This window comes from Streptomyces sp. NPDC058685 (assembly GCF_042714725.1).
In the GTDB taxonomy this organism is placed as follows: Bacteria; Actinomycetota; Actinomycetes; order Streptomycetales; family Streptomycetaceae; genus Streptomyces.
This window is the reverse complement of sequence record NZ_JBHXSL010000014.1, coordinates 94372-111182: the sequence shown is the minus strand read 5'-3', so window position 1 is coordinate 111182 and position 16811 is coordinate 94372. Positions and strand designations below refer to the sequence as shown.

Genomic DNA, 16811 nt, shown 5'->3' with positions numbered 1-16811 from the left:
CGATGAGCGCAACGAGCCTGACTGAGTGGGCCTACCCGCTCGCCGCATCGCTGCTGGCGGAACCGTTGCCTCGGCGATGGAAGCACTCGCAGGGGGTGGCAGAACGGGCGCGGACCATCGCTCCGATACTCGGAAGGGATGCAGATCTCCTGGAGGCTTCGGCCATCCTTCACGACATTGGCTATGCATCGGATCTAGCTAAGACCGGCTTCCATCCGCTTGACGGTGCGCGATACCTGCGAGATGTCGCAGATGCCGACGAGCGGCTCGTGCGGCTGGTCGCCAACCACTCCTGCGCTTGGATGGAGGCAGAGGCTCGCGGGCTCAGTGGTGAGTTGGCAGAAGAGTTTCCAGAAGAAGGTAACTCACTGCTGACTGACGCGCTCTGCTACTGCGACATGAACACCACTCCGGACGGCATGCCGACGAACCCGGTGGACCGCGTCAACGAGATTGCCGGACGGTATGGAGCTGACAGTCTGATCGGCACGTTCATCCGCCGTGCCGAGCCGGAGATCCTGGCGAGTACCGCACGCGTCCTGGAGCGGGTCGCCGAAGTGAAGCGTCAGCCGATGTAGGGAGCCGTGCGCGTCCGGTCCATCGCATGCTCGATGCGGAGCTGCATCGTCGGGTGAATGTCGAGTTCCTGTAGGTCCGCTGGGGCAACCCAGCGGACCTGTGTCGTCTCGCTGCTCGTACGCACGTCACCGCCGATCGGCCGCGCCCGGAAGCAGATGCTGAACTGCTGTCGCGCCTCGCCGTCGTCGTAGAGCATCACGTGTCCGGGATCGGTGTAGATCCCCGACATGTCGACGACTTCGGCCTTGATGCCGGTCTCTTCCCACACCTCGCGCACCACGGTGTCGCTGATGGACTCGCCGACATCGTGACCGCCACCGGGCAGTGCCCATCGGCCGTTGTCGGATCGCTGGATGACGAGCACGTCACCCGCATCGTTCTGGACGAACGCGACGACGGACGGCACGACTGAGTTGGCCGGCGGAGCGTCAGAATCGTTGAGATAGTCAATGCGTCCCATGGTCATGCTCCCGTGAGGTCGTGGTCCGTCACCTGGCGGGCGCCTCCCCAGGTTTGCTCGATGCTATTCGCGTAGGTGTCGAAGAGCCCTCCGCCTGGCAGCCGTCGAAGGTGGAGGACGGGGGCCATGTAGGCGCCGATGCCGTAGACATGGGTGTTCACCAGCATCTCGTCGTCGGCGCGGAACAAGGAGTTGTACAGCGTCGCGTCGTGCAGACGGAATCCGATGTCTGGGTGAGTGATGAACAGCGGTCGGTAGTTCATCAGCGCATTGCGAATCTTGCCGTCCATGATCTGGTGCCCCTCGTCAATGCCGCGCTGCTTGACCGCAGCGCAGCCAGGGTCCCCGAGCAGGATGCGTACCTGAGCGTTCCCGCTCACTTTCGCCTTGAGCAAGTCGAGAAAGAGCGGGTCCTCCGACAGCCATAGCCCGGAGTAGACGAGCACGTCTATGTGCGATTGGGCCCGCCCGTAGATCTCTCGCCACAGGTTGGGGGGAACCATATGCCGATGCGGGTAGACCGTGACGATCTCAGCCTTGCTCAGGTCTGATGCGCTTTCGACCGAACGGGAGTCGTCCCACAGCGTCGTCACGTCGACCTTGAGTAGGGCGGCTGTTGCGTACTGGTGACGGCGATACGGAACCTTGCCCTGAGTTATCCAGCGTTCGACCGTTTTCGGGTTGACCTCAATGGCCTCGGCCAGGTCCTGCACGGTCATGCCCTGCGCCAAGAGAGCAGACCGTAAGCGCTCGTTGGACATCTCAACCCCCGATGGGACGTCTAGGGACTTCCTGACGGTAACGAGATCGCCCAAGGGTGTCCACACGTGCGGTACACAACGCCCCTCACCTGCAGTGATTCTGATGGTGCGCCAGGAAGCACTGGCGCAAGACCCGCAGAGCTCGTCGGCAAGCTTGACGAGACTCGATGCAGTACCTGTAATAGAGGTACTGCATCGCCTGAGGGTTGATCGCAGTAGCCGTCCCATGCCTGCACGGGTGGAGCCGAGCGAACTCAGACCCGCGCCCGGAGGGCCCGTGACACGGCCCAAAGGAAGCGTCTGTTCCTTGACAACTGAATGGGGATCACGCCGCCTCTCCTCGGCCAAGTAGGCGGTCACGCGTCTTCCGCGTGATGAACAGCGCTACCCAACCTCGCGGTTCTGCCGCGGCCGGTTGCCTCCCCTGTCCGTCTCGCACGGGCGGGGCTGAGGGGAGCCGGACATTCCTGGTCTCCAAACGGTGCGGCCCCGGTGCTCGAACACCGGGGCCGCTGTTCGGGCCGTTCCACCTCGAGAGGAGCACGACCCATGAAGAACATCGTTGCTGGTCATGTGGCTGTTACGGCCACAGAATTCGTTGAACTCGCACTCGGCACCCCATTGGATCTCTGGCTTGGTGTCGAGGGCGAGAGCGAGACGGAGCGAGCCGCCCGCGAGGACGCGGCGCGGGACATCCTCGCCGCCTATCCGGAGCTCCCGGACACGGTGAGCCGGGTCGCCGCGGAGGCGATCGAGACGTTCGCTCCGGACCTGTTCAAGGTCACCCCGTTGACGCGTCTGGTCGCCCGTCACAAGTCGCGCCGCGGGGGAGTGGCGGCATGAGCGACATGCAGAGCACGGAGCGGCCGGCGGTGCCTCCGCTGACCCGCCCGGAACTGGGTCTCGCCGGGACCGGTGCGCTTGCGGCGGCCGGCGTCGGCGCGCTGGGCCTGGTGGCCTCGTTCGATGCCGTGTCGGCCGCCGCCGCGGAGTGGGGGTTCGCCTCGCCGTGGATGCTGCCGGTCGGCATCGATGTGGCTATCCCGGTCTTCACGGTGGCCAACCTGCTGCTGATCCGCATGGACATGGCGCTCGCGTGGGTGCGGTTCGTGCCGTGGGCACTGACGCTGATCACGTGCGGGCTGAACGTCGCGGCCGGGCACGGCCTGTGGGCGAAGGTGGCTCACGGGACGATGCCGCTGCTGTGGGTGGTGTTCTCAGAGATCGGCGCCCACATCTACGCCGTCCGTATCGGGGCGGCGACTGGCCGCCGGATGGACAAGATCCGGTTCGGACGGTGGCTGCTCGCGTTCCCCTCCACCTTCGCCCTGTGGCGCCGCATGACGCTGTGGGAGGTCACCTCCTACACGGTGGCGCTGGAGCGGGAGAGGGAGCGGCAGTTGGCCCGCGCGGAGCTGCGCGAGATCTACGGTCGCCGCTGGCGCAAGCACACCCCGCACCGCACTCGCGTACTCCTGCGCCTGGGCGACCTCGCCTCGGTAGGTGGGCCGGCCGATTCGGCGCCCGAGCCCACGAGCGAGCAGCTGCCTGCGGCAGCGCCGCAGGCGAAGGCTCGGCCTGGACGCCGAGCCAAGCCCACGGGCAAGGGGAAGCCTTCCCGTACGCCAGCGGATCTACTGGCGGAGGCTCGCGAGACCACGGCCGGTTGGGCGGATGACGCGATCAACGCGGAAGCCATCCGGACCGCGCTGCACTGCGGTTCCGGCCCGGCCCGGACAGTTCGGGACGCGCTGCTGAGCGAGCGTGCCGAGTGCCGCCTCCAGCAGCCCATCGACCAAGAGCCTGCGGAGGTGGCGGCGTGACTGGGGCCGCGCTGCGGGTGTTGTCGCTGGGTGCTGGGGTGCAGTCGACGTCGCTGTTGTTGTTGGCGGCGGGGGGTCGGTTGCCGCGGTTGGACGCGGCGGTGTTCGCTGATACCGGCTGGGAGCCTAAAGCGGTCTACCGGCATCTGGACCGGTTGGAACACGAGGTCGCTGTGCCGGCTGGTATCCCGATCATCCGTACCGGTGGGGGCAACATCCGTGCGGATGCGCTCGATCCGGTCCACCGGTTTGCGTCGATGCCGTTGTTCGTCCGCAACCCGGACGGCACGGTGGGCATGATCCGCCGCCAGTGCACGGACGAGTACAAGCTCAAGAAGATCAAACGCGAGGTCCGATGCTTGCTCGGTGTCCCTGAGGGGCGTCGGGTGCCGAAGGGGCTGTTCGTTGAGCAGTGGGTCGGCATCAGCCGGGATGAGTTCACTCGGGCCAAGGACTCCGGCATCCGCTACGCCGTCAACCGGCATCCGCTGCTGGAGATGGACTGGGCACGCACCGACTGCCTGCGATTCCTGGCCCGCCAGGGGTGGCAGTGCACACCCAAGTCGGCGTGTATCGGCTGCCCGTTCCACTCCAACGCCCAGTGGCGCGACATGCGCGACCACCAGCCCGAGGAATGGGCTGACGCCGTCGCTTTCGACCACACCATCCGCCACGGCAACGTCCGCGGCATCGCCGGCAGCGTGCCTCTGCTGGGAGAGGCATATCTGCACCGCTCCTGCCTCCCGCTCGATCAAGCACCCATCGACCATGTGACCGCGCACGAGTGGAAGCAGCGGCAAGGCTCGCTGCTGGAGCTGCTCGCAGACGAGGCCGACGACGAACCTTCTGGGTGCTCGCCTTGGACCTGCCGCGCCGAGGACCCCGACGCGGCAGTCGGGGCGGTGGTGGCGGCATGAGTGAACCGCTCGTCTACGCCGACTTGTGGCGGCCGGTCATGGAGGCTGCCGGGTTTCGTTGCCAGTGCGTCGGCCAGTGCGGCGGCAAGCACGCCAAATCGCAGGGCCGGTGCCCGCGAGAGCACGACCAGCCCGCCAGCAAGCACCGCGGCCCGGTCCGTCTGCTCGCCGCCCCCACTAACCCGCTCACCCCGCCGGTCGCAGCTTGCCGCCTGCCCATGAGCGACCTGTGGGCCTGGTGCCCGGACTGCCACACCGCCGCACACCGCGCAGCCCACCGCACCCAGGCCGCGCAGCCAGAAGGCCAAGACGGCCTCTTCTGACCTGCGACACATCGCCAAGTGGGCCCGGACGCATGCCGTCCAAAGCGCCGTCCGGGCCCTCTTCCAACCCCGTTCCCAGGGAGGAACGTTCAGTGAATCACGACGATGAGAACGAACTCTTCACCCGACTCGAAGCCGACATGGCACCCGACTCGGGCGCAGAGGTAGTCGACTTGGGCAAGGCTCGATCGGCCCGTGCCGAGTCGGCCGACTCGACCGACCTCAGGTCGTCCGACTTCGAGAACGAGCCGTCGGGCGACCCGAGCGCGACCGTGATGGTCGACCAGCCGAAGGCGACCGCAGCCGGTCCCGGGTATCTCGGTCGGTTGATGGGTGCCAGGCGCCGCGCGGTCGTGCCGATGTGGCTGCGATCCACGGCGGAGCTGAAGACTGCTGCGGAGTGGGTGGCCCGGCACTATGCGCATGCGGCCGGGTATCACGCGCTTCGTTCGCCGGTCTACGCCGCCCGCCTCACGCTCCAGTCCCCGGCAGGTGCCGCCAAGTTCATCGGCGGCACGCTGCGGTGGGTGGCCGACCGTGAGGGCGAGCCGGTCCGTCTCGCCGCCGTACGTCGCGAGGACGCGGCCGAGTACCTGAAGCTGTCCCGGCAGCGCGACGGACGGGTAAGGCTCCGGACGCTGATCAGCGTGCTGGCGATGTTCGTCGGGATGGGTGCTGCGCTGGCCATCTACGTGCTGGCCCCGGGGTGGCTGCAACTGGTGTCGGTGTCCGCGCTGGTGATGGCGATGGGGTTCAACGGTCGGCAGGCCGATGCCCCGGTCATTCACCGCGCGGTGGAGATGCCGAAGGCGGTCAAGCTCACCAGTGACATCGTGCTGCGGGCGCTGGGCGCGCTGGGGATTCCGGCGATCAACCAGGCGCAGGGCAAGGGGAAGGACGGGTTCGAGTTCACCGCCCCGATCACGCGCGACGGCCCCGGCTGGCGCGCGGAAGGCAACCTGCCCTACGGCGTCACGGTCACGGACATCATCGAGCGGCGTGAACGCCTCGCTTCGGGCTTGCGCCGGCCGCTGGGGTGCGTGTGGCCGGAGGCGGTGAGCCATGAGCACACCGGGCGGCTGGTGCTGTGGGTCGGCGATCAGGACATGTCCACCGCGGTAAAGCCTGCTTGGCCGCTGGCCAAGTCCGGGACGGTGGACCTGTTCAAGCCGGTCGCGTTCGGCACCGACCAGCGCGGCCGGTGGGTGGAGATCACGCTCATGTACATCGCGGCCGTGATCGGCGCGATTCCCCGCATGGGCAAGACCTTCCTCCTGCGTCTGCTGCTGCTCAGCGCGGCGTTGGATGTGCGGGCTGAGCTGCACACCTACGACCTCAAGGGCACCGGCGACCTCGACCCCGTCGGCGAGGCGGTGTCCCACCGGCACCGTGCCGGTGAGGACGACGAGGACATCGAGTACGCGCTCGCGGACATGCGGGAGCTGCAAGAGGAGCTGCGTCGGCGGGCGAAGATGATCCGCTTTCTGCCGCGGGACATCTGCCCGGAGTCCAAGGTGACAAGTGCGCTGGCGGACAAGAAGTCGCTGGGGCTGCGCCCGATCGTGGTCGGGGTCGACGAGTGCCAGAAGTGGTTCGAGCACCCCGAGTACGGCAAGGAGCTGGAACAGATCTGCACCGACCTGGTCAAGCGCGGGCCGGCCACCGGCATCGTGCTCCTGCTCGCCACCCAGCGTCCGGACGCCAAGTCCCTGCCCACCGGCATCAGCGCGAACGCGTCGGCCCGGTTCTGCCTGAAGGTCATGGGCCAGTTGGAGAACGACATGGTGCTTGGCACCTCCTCCTACCGGCGAGGGGTGCGGGCCACGATGTTCAGTTGGGCGGACAAGGGCATTCACTACTTCATGGGGGAAGGCGCCGACGCGCGGATCGTCGCCGCGTCCAACATCGACGCCCCCGCCGCCGAAGCCATCGGCCTGCGGGCCCGCGCGCTGCGCGAGGCGGCCGGGACGCTGTCCGGGCATGCGCTCGGGGAAGCCTTCGAACCCGCCGCCGCAACCTCGACCACCCTGCTCGCGGACATCCTCGCGGTGATCCCCGAGAAGGAAGCGAAGGTCTGGAACGAGACCGTGGTGGAGCGCCTGGCGGAGCTGCGGCCCGAACTGTACGGGGAGTGGGCCGACATGAGCGGCGAGGAGCAGACCGCGCACCTGACCGCGATGCTCAAGCCGTACGGCATCGCCGCCGGGCAGGTGGGCCGCCGCATCGACGGGAAGTTCGTCAACAAGCGCGGCATCAAGCGCGCCGACATCACCACCATGGTTGCGGAGCGTGACAGCAAGCGGGACGCGGGCTGACCATCCGGGGCCGCTATCGATAGCGCCGGCACCTGCTATCGATAGCAGCCCCGATAGCACCCGAAACGCTGTCTGATCAGGCTGCTAGCGCATAGCGGCCCACCTGCGAAAACCCCTGAAACCCGCCTGGGAGGGCCCGTCATGACCCCTGCCCTGTTCGCTATCGCCTGCCTACTCGTCATCACTCTCGGTTACAGCGGCTTGTGTGCCGCGTCGCCGTTCGGGCCCTGCCGCAAGTGCCGAGGCTGGGGCTTCGAGATGAAGACCGACCGCAAGGGCCGCCTCAAGCGCGGCCACGACTGCCGCCGCTGCAAGGCCACCGGCAAGCGCATACGCGTCGGCCGGCACCTCTACAACCTGTGGGCCACGACCTACCGCGCCGGCACCCGCCCCTGACCCGAAAGGAGGTCCGGCCATGGCCGTGACCGTGTCGCTCGTCGCCCTGTTCGGGCTGGTCCTGTTCTTCCTGCTGCGCTCCAAGACCCTCGGCTACGGCTCGGCATTCATCGCTGCGATGTTCGGGTTCTACCTGGCCTCCACGGGCGCGTCCGGCCCCGTGAACGAGCTGTCCGCGGCTGTCATCGACGCCATCGGGAATCTCTAGGAGGCAGCCGTGAACGAACCGATCCTCGCCCGCAGCACGCTCGCCCTCGCCCTGCCCGCCATCACCACATCCACGGTGCTGATCCTGGCCCGGATCTGGAACGCGAACGGGGCCGAACACAGCATCGGCAACGCCGCCCTCATGACCGTGCTGGCTGCCGGATCCGGCGCGGCCGGCGCCTATCTGGCCCGCGCTGGAGACGGACCGCTCGCTGCCGCCGCGTTCGCCATCTCCGGCGGGCTCGCCCTGACCGGAGTCGCCGGATACGCCGACGGCCTCTCCCTGCCCCTCCTGCTGTGGGCGCTCGCCACCGTCATCGCCTACTGCTTCGCCGCCCGCCTGTGGCGCGCCGAACGCCTCGCCACCCTCGCCCATCAGCGGCAGACCGCCACGCAGCGGGAGGAACACGGCCACGTCGAACGCGTCGAAGCACTCCGCGCCGGAGCACAGATCGAAGTAGCCCGCTCCGGCGCCGCCTACGCCGAAGCCCTCGCCCAGGCCCTCACCGCCCGCGCTGCACTGCCCGGCTTCGACCCTGCACAGCTCACGCGGGCCGGACTGCCCGAACTCCCCGCCACCGAGATCACGAAGGAGCACTGACCCATGGAAGAAGACGACCTCATCGACTGCGAGCTGTGCGCGCCCACGGACGACTCCGAGCCCTACCCGTACGCGCACTGCTGCGGATGCGGCGCGAACGGCAGCTCCGCCGTCCCGGACTGCACCTGCCAGTAGCTACACCCGGGGTGACCGCCCCATCTCGCCAAAGAAGCGCGGTCACCCCGGCCAACCAGCCCACTACAGACCCGTTGGAGGTCTCCAGCATGACGCACCCCATCCCTCTTCGGCGATCCCGCTTACGGGTGCTTGCCGCGTTCTGCGGTGTCGGCGGCGACACGGCCGGCTACCAGGCGGCCGGATGCCACGTGACCGGCGTCGACTGCCGTCCTCAGCCCCGCTACATCGGTGACGAGTTCTATTGGGGCGACGCGATCGAGTTCATCCGTCGCTACGGCCATGAATACGACCTGATCCACGCCGGACCGCCGTGCCAGTACGACTGCACCCTCACTGCGGGTACGAACGCCGCCAAGCGCGGCAGCTATCCGAACCTGCTCGCCCCCACCCGGGCCGCCCTCGAATCCACGGGCCGTCCGTACGTGATCGAGCAGCCGCCTGGCCGTGCCTCGCGACGGATGCGCATCGACGTGACCCTGTGCGGCGAGATGTTCGGGCTCGGGGTCATCCGGCACCGCAACTTCGAGTTGGGCGGCTGGAGCACTCCGCGGCCCGCACACCTCGAGCATCGGGGCAGGGTTGCCGGGATGCGGCACGGGGTCTGGTACGAGGGCCCGTACTTCGCTGTCTACGGCGAAGGCGGCGGCAAGGGCAGTGTGCCGCAGTGGCAAAGGGCCATGGGCATTGGCTGGACCGATGTCCGCAAAGAGATCGCCGAGGCCATTCCGCCCGCTTACGGGCAGTGGCTCGCCACCCGCTACCTCACCACCGTCGCGGCGCTGGAGGTGGCGGCATGAATCGGCACCTCCTCTACGCCGCCCTGGACGCGGCAGAGCGCGGCTGGCACGTCTTCCCGCTCCGGCCCGGTGACAAGCGGCCGGCGCTGCACGGTGAAGCGGTCTGCCCCGGCATCGGGGACTGCGCGGGCGGTCACCGTAAGTGGGAGGAACGGGCCACCATCGACCCGGACCGCATCCGCCGGGCCTGGGGTGATCTGCCGTTCAACATCGGCATTGCCACCGGTCCGTCCGGGCTGCTGGTCGTCGACCTCGACATGCCCAAGCGCAAGAACAAGAGCAGTGCGGACACGCCTTGCGGCGTGACGACCTTCCGAGCGCTCTGCGAGCGCGCCGGGCAGCCCATTCCCGTGACCCGCACGGTGCGGACTGCGAGCGGGGGAGTGCATCTGTACTTCACCGCGCCGGCCGGGACGCGGCTCGGCAACACGGCGGGACGGCTCGGCAGGCTCATCGACACCCGGGCCTGGGGCGGCTACGTCGTCGCCCCCGGCTCCACCACGCCCGCAGGCCCGTACGCCGTCGTCCACGACACGGCACCCACACCTCTGCCGGACTGGCTGTACGCCTCCCTGACGCCCCGTCAGGCACGGCGGGGTCTGATGGCTGTGCCCGCATCATCTCGGGCCTCTCGCTACGCCACAGCGGCCCTGCGGGCGGAAACGGCGACCGTGCGGGACGCACCGCACGGCGAGCGTGACGCCACATTGCTGGCAGGGGCGCGAGCCCTGGGGCGGTTCGTCGCGTGGGGCGACCTTCCGCGCGATGTGGTGGAGGAGGCTCTTCAGTCGGCGGGGGAGTGCGCCGGCCTCTCGGAGCGCCAGTGCCGCTCGACCGTGCGCAGCGGCCTGAACTGGTCCATCGCACACAACTCGCAGCGGAGGACGGCATGAGCACCCCTCCCCGCTCCCCCCTGAAGAGCCATCCCCGCACCGAGTCCGGGCCGGATGTCGCCGCGCTCGATGTGGTCCCGGCGGCCGTGGGCGAGCCGGCAGGCGTCGCCGAAGGCGTCCCCTCTGCCGTTCGCCCTGACCCGCACCCGGGCGACGGACGGTTCGTCGTCGCGTGGCTGCACATCAGCGCACCCCGCGGCGCGGTGCCCACTGGCACTTCCCGGTGCGCGTGCGGTCGGGACCGCAGCGCCGTCGGGCGCCCGAAAGTCCAGCAACTCACCTCCGACCACATGGAGCACCGACTCGTGTGCCCGCTCCGCACGTCTCAGGAAGGGAGGGCCGCCGCATGACCACGCCCGACAACACCGCCCCGGGTATCAACGGGGCCGCGCTGCTCGACGAGGTGGAGGGATTTCACCGCCGGTTCAACGTCTTCCCCCTCGACGCCGCCTACGTCGCGGTGACGCTGTGGGACGCGCACGCGCACCTGCTCGACTGCTTCGACGCCACCCCGCGCATCGCCTTCCTCTCCCCGGAACCGGGCTCGGGAAAGTCCCGCGCACTGGAAATCGTCGAAACCCTCGTGCCCAAGCCCCTGGTGGCGGCGAACGCATCCGCATCGGTGCTCTTCCGGGCCGTGTCCACGCTGGAGACCCGGCCCACGGTGCTGTTCGACGAGATCGACACCGTCTTCGGCCCCAAGGCTGGCGACAACGAACCGCTTCGCGGATTCCTGAACGCCGGGCACCGGCGCGGGGTGGGGATGTGGCGGTGCGTCGGCGACGGCGCGAATCAGCAGGTGCAGGAGTTCCCCTCCTACTGCGCCGTGGCCATGGCTGGCCTCGGCTCCCTCCCCGACACGATCCTGACCCGCTCGGTCATCATCCGCATGCGCCGCCGCGCGAGGAACGAACACGTGGAGCCCTACCGGCAGCGCATCCACGAGAAGGAAGGCAACGCACTGCGTGACCGCCTCGCCAACTGGGCCCAGACCGTGAGCCATCTGGTGGACGGAGTCTTCCCGGAGCTCCCGCCGGAAGTCACCGACCGGCCGGCCGACGTGTGGGAACCGCTCATCGCCATCGCCGACGCGGCAGGAGGTGCCTGGCCGTCCAGGGCGCGTGCGGCGTGTGTCGAGCTGGTCAACGCGGCGAAGGACGGGGACAAGGGCAGCATCGGTATTCGGCTGCTCACCGATCTGCGGGACTACGTCTTCAACGGCATCGACCGCCTGCCCACCGTCGCAGTCCTCGACCGCCTCCACAGCCTCGACGAGGCGCCGTGGGCCGACATGAGCGGCCGGCCGCTCGATGCCCGCGGACTGTCGCGGATGCTGCGCGAGTACATGACCGCGGACAACAAGCCCATCGCGGCCCGGAACATCAAGACCGGCGGCAGCGTGATGAAGGGCTACTACGCGTCCGATCTGAACGACGCGTGGGCGCGGTACTGCCCCCCTACCCCTGAGAGTCCGCTACTTCCGCTACCTCCGCTACCGCGCAGGTCAGAGGCCTGAAGAAGGTAGCGGATAGCCGGAATCTATCCGCTACCCGACCGCTCCATCCGCTACCGGCCCAGGGACACCAACCGGGGCCGGTAGCGCATTTATCCGCTACTGCAGCACCTATCCGCTACCTCGATCATGCCGCTGACCAGGCAGGTAGCGGAGGTAGCGGAAGTAGCGGACCTGACAGGAAGGGGGCCACCGCCCCTTGCTCCCTGCCGAGGAGGCACCGCCGCATGAGCACCGCCACTGCACTTGCCGAACAACTCCTCTACAGGCCCGAAGAGGCGGCCAAGGCTCTCAGGATTGGCCGCTCGATGGTCTACGAGGAGATCCGTCTCGGACGTCTTCAGACCGTTCGCATCGGGCGTCGGCGGCTCGTGCCGCCTGAGTACATCGCGCGGTACGTCGAACTCCTCAAGCACGAGGCAGAGGCCACCGCCTGATCCCACCGCCTGTCACAGCGGGGCCGCGCCACAAGGTGCGGCCCCGCCCTTTTGGAGAGACAAGAACGGATGACGGAGCCCCCTAAGCACCCCCGCAAAGCGGGCCACGGCGAAGACTCGATCTACTGGGACAAGACGAAGGGCCGCTACGTCGGTGCCGTATCGGTCGGCTACACACCGACCGGTCAGCGCAAGCGGGCCAAGGTAACCGGGAAGACGAAGACAGAGGTTCGCAGCAAGCTGCGCGACAGGAAGAGGGAGTTGGAGGCCGGACTGAAGGCATCTGCTACGTACACCGTCGAGAACGCCGTCCTCGACTGGCTTGCTCAGGGACTCAAGGGCAAGGACGACAGCAGCGTTGCGACCTACCGTAGCCTCGCCGAGAACCACGTCATCCCCGACCTGGGGAAGGCCAAGCTCAGGGACCTCTCCGCAGACGCCTTGGACTACTGGCTGGAAGACAAGGCGACAGTTCTCGCAACCAGCTCCCTGCAAATGGTGCTGTCCATCCTGCGTCGGTCCATCACCCACGCGCAGCGCAGGGACAAGGTGCTGCGGAACGTAGCGGAACTGGTGGAAGCGCCAGAGGGCCGCCCAGGCCGCCCAAGCAAGTCACTGACGCTAGAGCAGGCAAAAGCTGTGCTCTCCGCGCAGAAGGGCACCTGGGTACACGCCTACGTAGTCGTGTCTCTGTTGGTCGGAATCCGGACTGAAGAGGTGCGCCCGCTCACGTGGGATCGGGTTCACCTTGCTCCGCCGGCCGGTACAGCTCCACACGTTGAGGTATGGCGCTCGGTCCGTCGTCGTGGCGAGACCAAGACGAGAGCGAGTAGGCGAACGCTGGCCGTGCCACGGCAGCTTGTCGCTGTGCTCCTAGCCCACCGAGAAACCCAGCAACGGCGACGAGAGACGCTCGGACTCACCTGGTATGAGGACGGCTACGTGTTCGGAACGGACAGTGGCAAGGAGCGAAGCGCGTTCACTGTGCGACGTAGCTTCAGAGCGTTGCTGGAAGCAGCAGGGTTTTCGCATCCGGAGGAGTGGACGCCTAGGGAGCTACGGCACAGCTTCGTCTCACTCCTCTCAGACCACGGCATCCCCCTGGAGGTGATTGCCCGGGTGGTCGGGCACAGCGGCACCCAGACGACTGAGGCTGTCTACCGCAAACAGATCCGCCCGGTTATCACGGAGGGCGCCGAGGCCATGGATGCGATCTTCGGGGAAAGCGATACAACCGAGAACTAACCGCAAAGTGGGAGCCGCCGGCCACTGCACGTCGGCGGCTCACCGCACGAAACTCCTCAACGATTGCCTGGCACGACGGCAGACTGCGGCTTCGGTGTGGACTGAATCGACAGGCACCCCGTTCTAAGGGTTCGATGTTACGTTGCTGACTCAGGACGTCTAGGCGTTCGCTTGAGGTGTTGAGATATCTTCGCCTTGGCTTTCCTGACTTCCCTTTCCGGACAAGGGATCGGCCGTACTTCGTGACTCAATCGGTGGATTCACTTCAACCACCTGCGCATTCTGCTTAGCGAAACGTTCCTCGTATCTGAGAGCCGCAACCTTCTCGCGAAAATCATCGAACCGTTCGATGGGATCACCGAGATTCTCGTCGAGGTCAAAGTCGCGCCTAATTCTTTCTGTTTGCAACCTGATGCGGTCCCCCTCCTCCGAATCATGCACGGAGGCCTGGATTTCCTCAATGAGTAGCCTTCCCCGCTCGCGAGTTGTCGGGGAGGAATGGTCAGCAAGGAAGCCTGCAATAGTCCGGTCCAGCCGGTTATTGAGGCGCCTGTCCTGCTCATCTCGGGCGGCTTGGCGAAGCAATTTTGCGATTTCTGACAGCAAGGCTGCAATGTTGCCCTCGAAATCCGTGCATACGCGGGCGCTGTCTGAGTTGGATCGGGAATCCGCCAGAACTGCGATGACTTCCTTGGCGAATCCGACCTTTTCGATATGAAATTCAGAACCCAAGCGTTGCGTAAACGCATTCTTCAGGGCATCGAAGAGGGAGCCCTCGTGTTCCGGGAGCTTTTCGCTCACATCTTCCGCTGTAAAGGAAGCAGCGTCCTTGCGCGAGATTTGGAGTACCCTCACTGCGTAGTTCTGTGCAGCCTTGACAGCAAGCGGCAGGCTTAGCAAGTCCTCAATCTCTGTCGCGGACACGCCGTCGCTCAGGGAAAGATGACGGTCCTTCGCCCAAGTGCCGATCTCAACGATAAAGTTCGCGGGTAGGACTTGCTTTTGCCGTGCCCCTCCTCTAGCGAGGGCTTTCGCTGCGTCGCGACCTGCCTGGTCGCCGTCAAGGAGGGCCACGCATGGGGGGCGAACAACGTCGCGACCACGAGCAAGGTATATCAGGTATGGAATGCTCGAAGCAGAACCAGCGGGAACGATGGTGACATTGTTTAGGTCAAGCGTGTCAATCTTTGCCACGCCCTTGGCTTGCAGATGAGAACTCGCTCCGGCGATGAGAACTTGGTCAGCCAGACCCTCAACGAACAGATTTGATCCGCTGATAAAGGACGTCTCGGCGACGAATGCGCCGAGAGATGAGCGCAATGGCTCATAGTGATTCCGAGCCACGTCCTTTACCACGCGCGTGCCTTCGTCCGTTAGTCCCTTGTCCAAGACTCTAATTCGTTCGCCGGCATTGCGGTTGATGAGAAACGGCGAGTGTGTCACGTAGGCTACTTGATCACGACGAGAGCCATCTTCCGGGACTGCGAACTCCTCCAGTATTCGCAGAAGATCCTGTTGGCCCTGGCTGGAGAGGTAGGCATCTGGCTCATCCATCAGCAAGATTTCTTGTTGGACGGTCGAGGGCCGCTGGTGGGCAAGCAGTTGCACATGGTAACTGAGGAAGTACCTCAGCCCGTTACTGCGTTCTGCAAATGAGTAGTCCGTTCCGGTCCGGTCGCGAATGGTGAATACGAGGTCGTATTCGCGCGGTGACACCATGAGCTTGAATTCTCGGTCTTGAGCCCACCAGCGCGGAAAGTTGAGCTGGGCGGCAAGCGCCTGATTAATCTTCTGGATGATTCCGTTGACATACCCTTCCCGCTCATCGGCTATCGCGTCGGAAAGGTCTTCGAAGACTGTCGGATCAATCCGTGCGACCTTGAACAGAAGATCCCGACCCAGCGCATATTGCTTCTCGGTCTGATCGTGTGGGGTGCTGTTCTGGATTTTCTGGAAGGCCAGTCCGAAAAAGTCTGCAGCTGATTGAGTAAACTCATCAGGGCTTGACCACGAGCGCCCGTAGAGATGGTTTAGAACGTCTCCGCGCGTACGTCGAGATCCCGAAGGTCTCCTAGCTTCTGACGTTAGCTCATACAGCGGGATGCTGGCGGGTAGCGGAACTTTGGCGTCGAGCCTAAATACGCCCGAGAGGGCCTGGCTGAGATCTGTATGTTTCGTGGGCTTGGTCCCAGGTACTTCAACGCCCGACATGTAGATTGCTGGGGCTGAATCATTGGCGCGAAATAGATGAAACTTGGAGCCAATTTCGAGATCGATGCCGAGTTGCTCCTTCGCTAGGTCGACATCGTCCTCGGTAACTGCCTCAAACTCACCCCCAAAGTCAGGGAATCTGCGCTGGCCAATCTCTACGGAGAAGAACTGCGAGTATCTGCAGAAGTCACTGCGATCGATATTGCGCCCCGTGATGAGTTTCTCGACGGAATCAAGGAGGTGGCTCTTGCCGGACTCGTTTGCCCCCACGATCGTGGTGATCGACGCCTCTAGTTCCAGACGAACATACGGGTACCATGCGTCCCCGAGCATCTCCCACGGATCAGGGTTTGAGTTCGGTGCAAACTTTCGTTCGTAGTCGTAATTGAACGACTTGTAGAACCTCACGTAGATCCGGGTGATTCGCATGGACCCTCCATACTCGAACGCGCCGCAGCGTGCCGCGGTCAAGGTTGCGCCGAACTTAGCCCGGATGCTACTCCTTCCTAGCCGCCTGGCTATGGGATTCCCCCGAATCGATTGACGATGACATCTGCCTTTTTGATCTTGTTGGTGTTGTGCACCGAACGGGTTGAGAAGTTGGGCACTACCCCGCTACTGGGGGTACGTCTAGCGAAGTCAGTGGAGCGGGGTTGTCCGGTGTCCTGTCTGGTTGGGTTCGTGCACGAGAAGAGGACCGTAGATTGTCGCTGCTCGGACAGGCTTGTCCTGCCCGCAATGGTTCAGCGGCCCGCTGGCCCTGCTCGAGGCCGTCCCGGGTCGGGGAGGTGAGAGAAGCCGTGGAGCCCTCCAGCGGACGCTGCGCTGCTCGCGGCATCTCGCCAGACTGCTGTCGCTGTTGATGAAGGTGTTCTCACGAACGGCCGCTTCTTCCCACGTCCCTCACCCTTGGGTGTTTCGTCGGCGAGGGCGACTCAGTTGCATGACGAGCTGAGTACATGGACGGTCGGTACGGCTGTTGGGCGTTAGGACCTGGGTCGGGCAGCGAGTGTGGAAGGCGAGGCAGGGAAGGTTCTTCCGCGGCTGAAGTTCGTGTTGACGCGGTCGCGAACGCCGGCTGCCATCCTCTTCTCAGCCTGTCGAACGGCCGGATGGCAGGGGCCTGACGATGATCCCCCGCTCTCAATAGCGGGCGAATGGGAGCTTGGCAGGCCAGTGCCGCGACCGGCTCAAC

18 protein-coding genes are annotated in these 16811 nt (G+C 65.8%); 15 read left to right on the top strand and 3 right to left on the bottom strand.

Features of this window, described 5'->3' with window-relative positions:
• Nucleotides 1–2: 2 nt before the first annotated feature.
• Nucleotides 3–578 carry an HD domain-containing protein gene (locus tag ACFWU3_RS15115; RefSeq protein WP_384436454.1) on the top strand — a complete coding sequence of 192 codons (576 nt, stop codon included), beginning with the start codon at nt 3–5 and terminating at the stop codon, nt 576–578.
• Here ACFWU3_RS15115 and ACFWU3_RS15110 read toward each other — a convergent pair.
• Together ACFWU3_RS15110 and ACFWU3_RS15105 are read right to left on the bottom strand one after the other, a co-directional pair.
• Nucleotides 566–1039, bottom strand: coding sequence for an NUDIX domain-containing protein (locus ACFWU3_RS15110; RefSeq protein ID WP_384436451.1), 474 nt, complete (start codon nt 1037–1039; stop codon nt 566–568). The genes ACFWU3_RS15115 and ACFWU3_RS15110 overlap by 13 nt on opposite strands.
• Nucleotides 1040–1041: 2 nt before the next feature.
• Entirely contained in the window at nt 1042–1758 is a 717-nt protein-coding gene (locus ACFWU3_RS15105) for an XRE family transcriptional regulator (protein ID WP_384436448.1), read from the bottom strand.
• 591 nt (nt 1759–2349) lie between these two features.
• Between ACFWU3_RS15105 and ACFWU3_RS15100 the strand changes: the two genes are divergently transcribed.
• The 14 genes from ACFWU3_RS15100 (at nt 2350) to xerC (ending at nt 13405) form a co-directional block, all read left to right on the top strand.
• Nucleotides 2350–2643, top strand: coding sequence for a hypothetical protein (locus ACFWU3_RS15100; RefSeq protein ID WP_384436445.1), 294 nt, complete (start codon nt 2350–2352; stop codon nt 2641–2643).
• Nucleotides 2640–3623 carry a DUF2637 domain-containing protein gene (locus tag ACFWU3_RS15095; RefSeq protein WP_384436442.1) on the top strand — a complete coding sequence of 328 codons (984 nt, stop codon included), beginning with the start codon at nt 2640–2642 and terminating at the stop codon, nt 3621–3623. The genes ACFWU3_RS15100 and ACFWU3_RS15095 overlap by 4 nt, the downstream gene beginning before the upstream one ends.
• Entirely contained in the window at nt 3620–4540 is a 921-nt protein-coding gene (locus ACFWU3_RS15090; protein WP_384436440.1) for a hypothetical protein, read from the top strand. The genes ACFWU3_RS15095 and ACFWU3_RS15090 overlap by 4 nt, the downstream gene beginning before the upstream one ends.
• Entirely contained in the window at nt 4537–4863 is a 327-nt protein-coding gene (locus ACFWU3_RS15085) for a hypothetical protein (protein ID WP_384436437.1), read from the top strand. Before ACFWU3_RS15090 ends, ACFWU3_RS15085 begins: the two co-directional genes overlap by 4 nt.
• A gap of 92 nt (nt 4864–4955) precedes the next feature.
• On the top strand, nt 4956–7178 hold the full coding sequence (locus ACFWU3_RS15080) for a cell division protein FtsK (RefSeq protein WP_384436434.1): 2223 nt from the start codon (nt 4956–4958) through the stop codon (nt 7176–7178).
• Between the two features lie 141 nt (nt 7179–7319).
• The gene (locus ACFWU3_RS15075; protein WP_384436431.1) at nt 7320–7574 is read left to right on the top strand and encodes a hypothetical protein; all 255 of its coding nucleotides are present in this window, start codon (nt 7320–7322) and stop codon (nt 7572–7574) included.
• A gap of 19 nt (nt 7575–7593) precedes the next feature.
• The gene (locus ACFWU3_RS15070; RefSeq protein ID WP_352207179.1) at nt 7594–7782 is read left to right on the top strand and encodes a hypothetical protein; all 189 of its coding nucleotides are present in this window, start codon (nt 7594–7596) and stop codon (nt 7780–7782) included.
• Nucleotides 7783–7791: 9 nt separating this feature from the next.
• The gene (locus tag ACFWU3_RS15065; protein ID WP_384436426.1) at nt 7792–8382 is read left to right on the top strand and encodes a hypothetical protein; all 591 of its coding nucleotides are present in this window, start codon (nt 7792–7794) and stop codon (nt 8380–8382) included.
• A gap of 3 nt (nt 8383–8385) precedes the next feature.
• Nucleotides 8386–8517: a hypothetical protein gene (locus ACFWU3_RS15060; RefSeq protein WP_384436423.1), complete on the top strand. Its 132-nt coding sequence runs from the start codon at nt 8386–8388 to the stop codon at nt 8515–8517.
• 89 nt (nt 8518–8606) lie between these two features.
• On the top strand, nt 8607–9317 hold the full coding sequence (locus ACFWU3_RS15055) for a DNA methylase (RefSeq protein WP_384436420.1): 711 nt from the start codon (nt 8607–8609) through the stop codon (nt 9315–9317).
• Nucleotides 9314–10210 (top strand): bifunctional DNA primase/polymerase, encoded by an 897-nt coding sequence (locus ACFWU3_RS15050; protein ID WP_384436417.1) that lies wholly within the window; start codon nt 9314–9316, stop codon nt 10208–10210. Before ACFWU3_RS15055 ends, ACFWU3_RS15050 begins: the two co-directional genes overlap by 4 nt.
• 346 nt (nt 10211–10556) lie before the next feature.
• Nucleotides 10557–11726, top strand: a complete 1170-nt coding sequence (locus ACFWU3_RS15045; RefSeq protein ID WP_384436414.1) for a DUF3631 domain-containing protein — start codon at nt 10557–10559, stop codon at nt 11724–11726.
• 224 nt (nt 11727–11950) lie between these two features.
• Entirely contained in the window at nt 11951–12160 is a 210-nt protein-coding gene (locus tag ACFWU3_RS15040) for a helix-turn-helix domain-containing protein (RefSeq protein WP_384436411.1), read from the top strand.
• Nucleotides 12161–12229: 69 nt separating this feature from the next.
• The gene (gene xerC / locus ACFWU3_RS15035) at nt 12230–13405 is read left to right on the top strand and encodes a tyrosine recombinase XerC (protein ID WP_384436408.1); all 1176 of its coding nucleotides are present in this window, start codon (nt 12230–12232) and stop codon (nt 13403–13405) included.
• Nucleotides 13406–13564: 159 nt separating this feature from the next.
• Here xerC and ACFWU3_RS15030 read toward each other — a convergent pair whose 3' ends face one another.
• Nucleotides 13565–16045 (bottom strand): AAA family ATPase, encoded by a 2481-nt coding sequence (locus ACFWU3_RS15030; RefSeq protein WP_384436405.1) that lies wholly within the window; start codon nt 16043–16045, stop codon nt 13565–13567.
• Nucleotides 16046–16811: the final 766 nt, after the last annotated feature.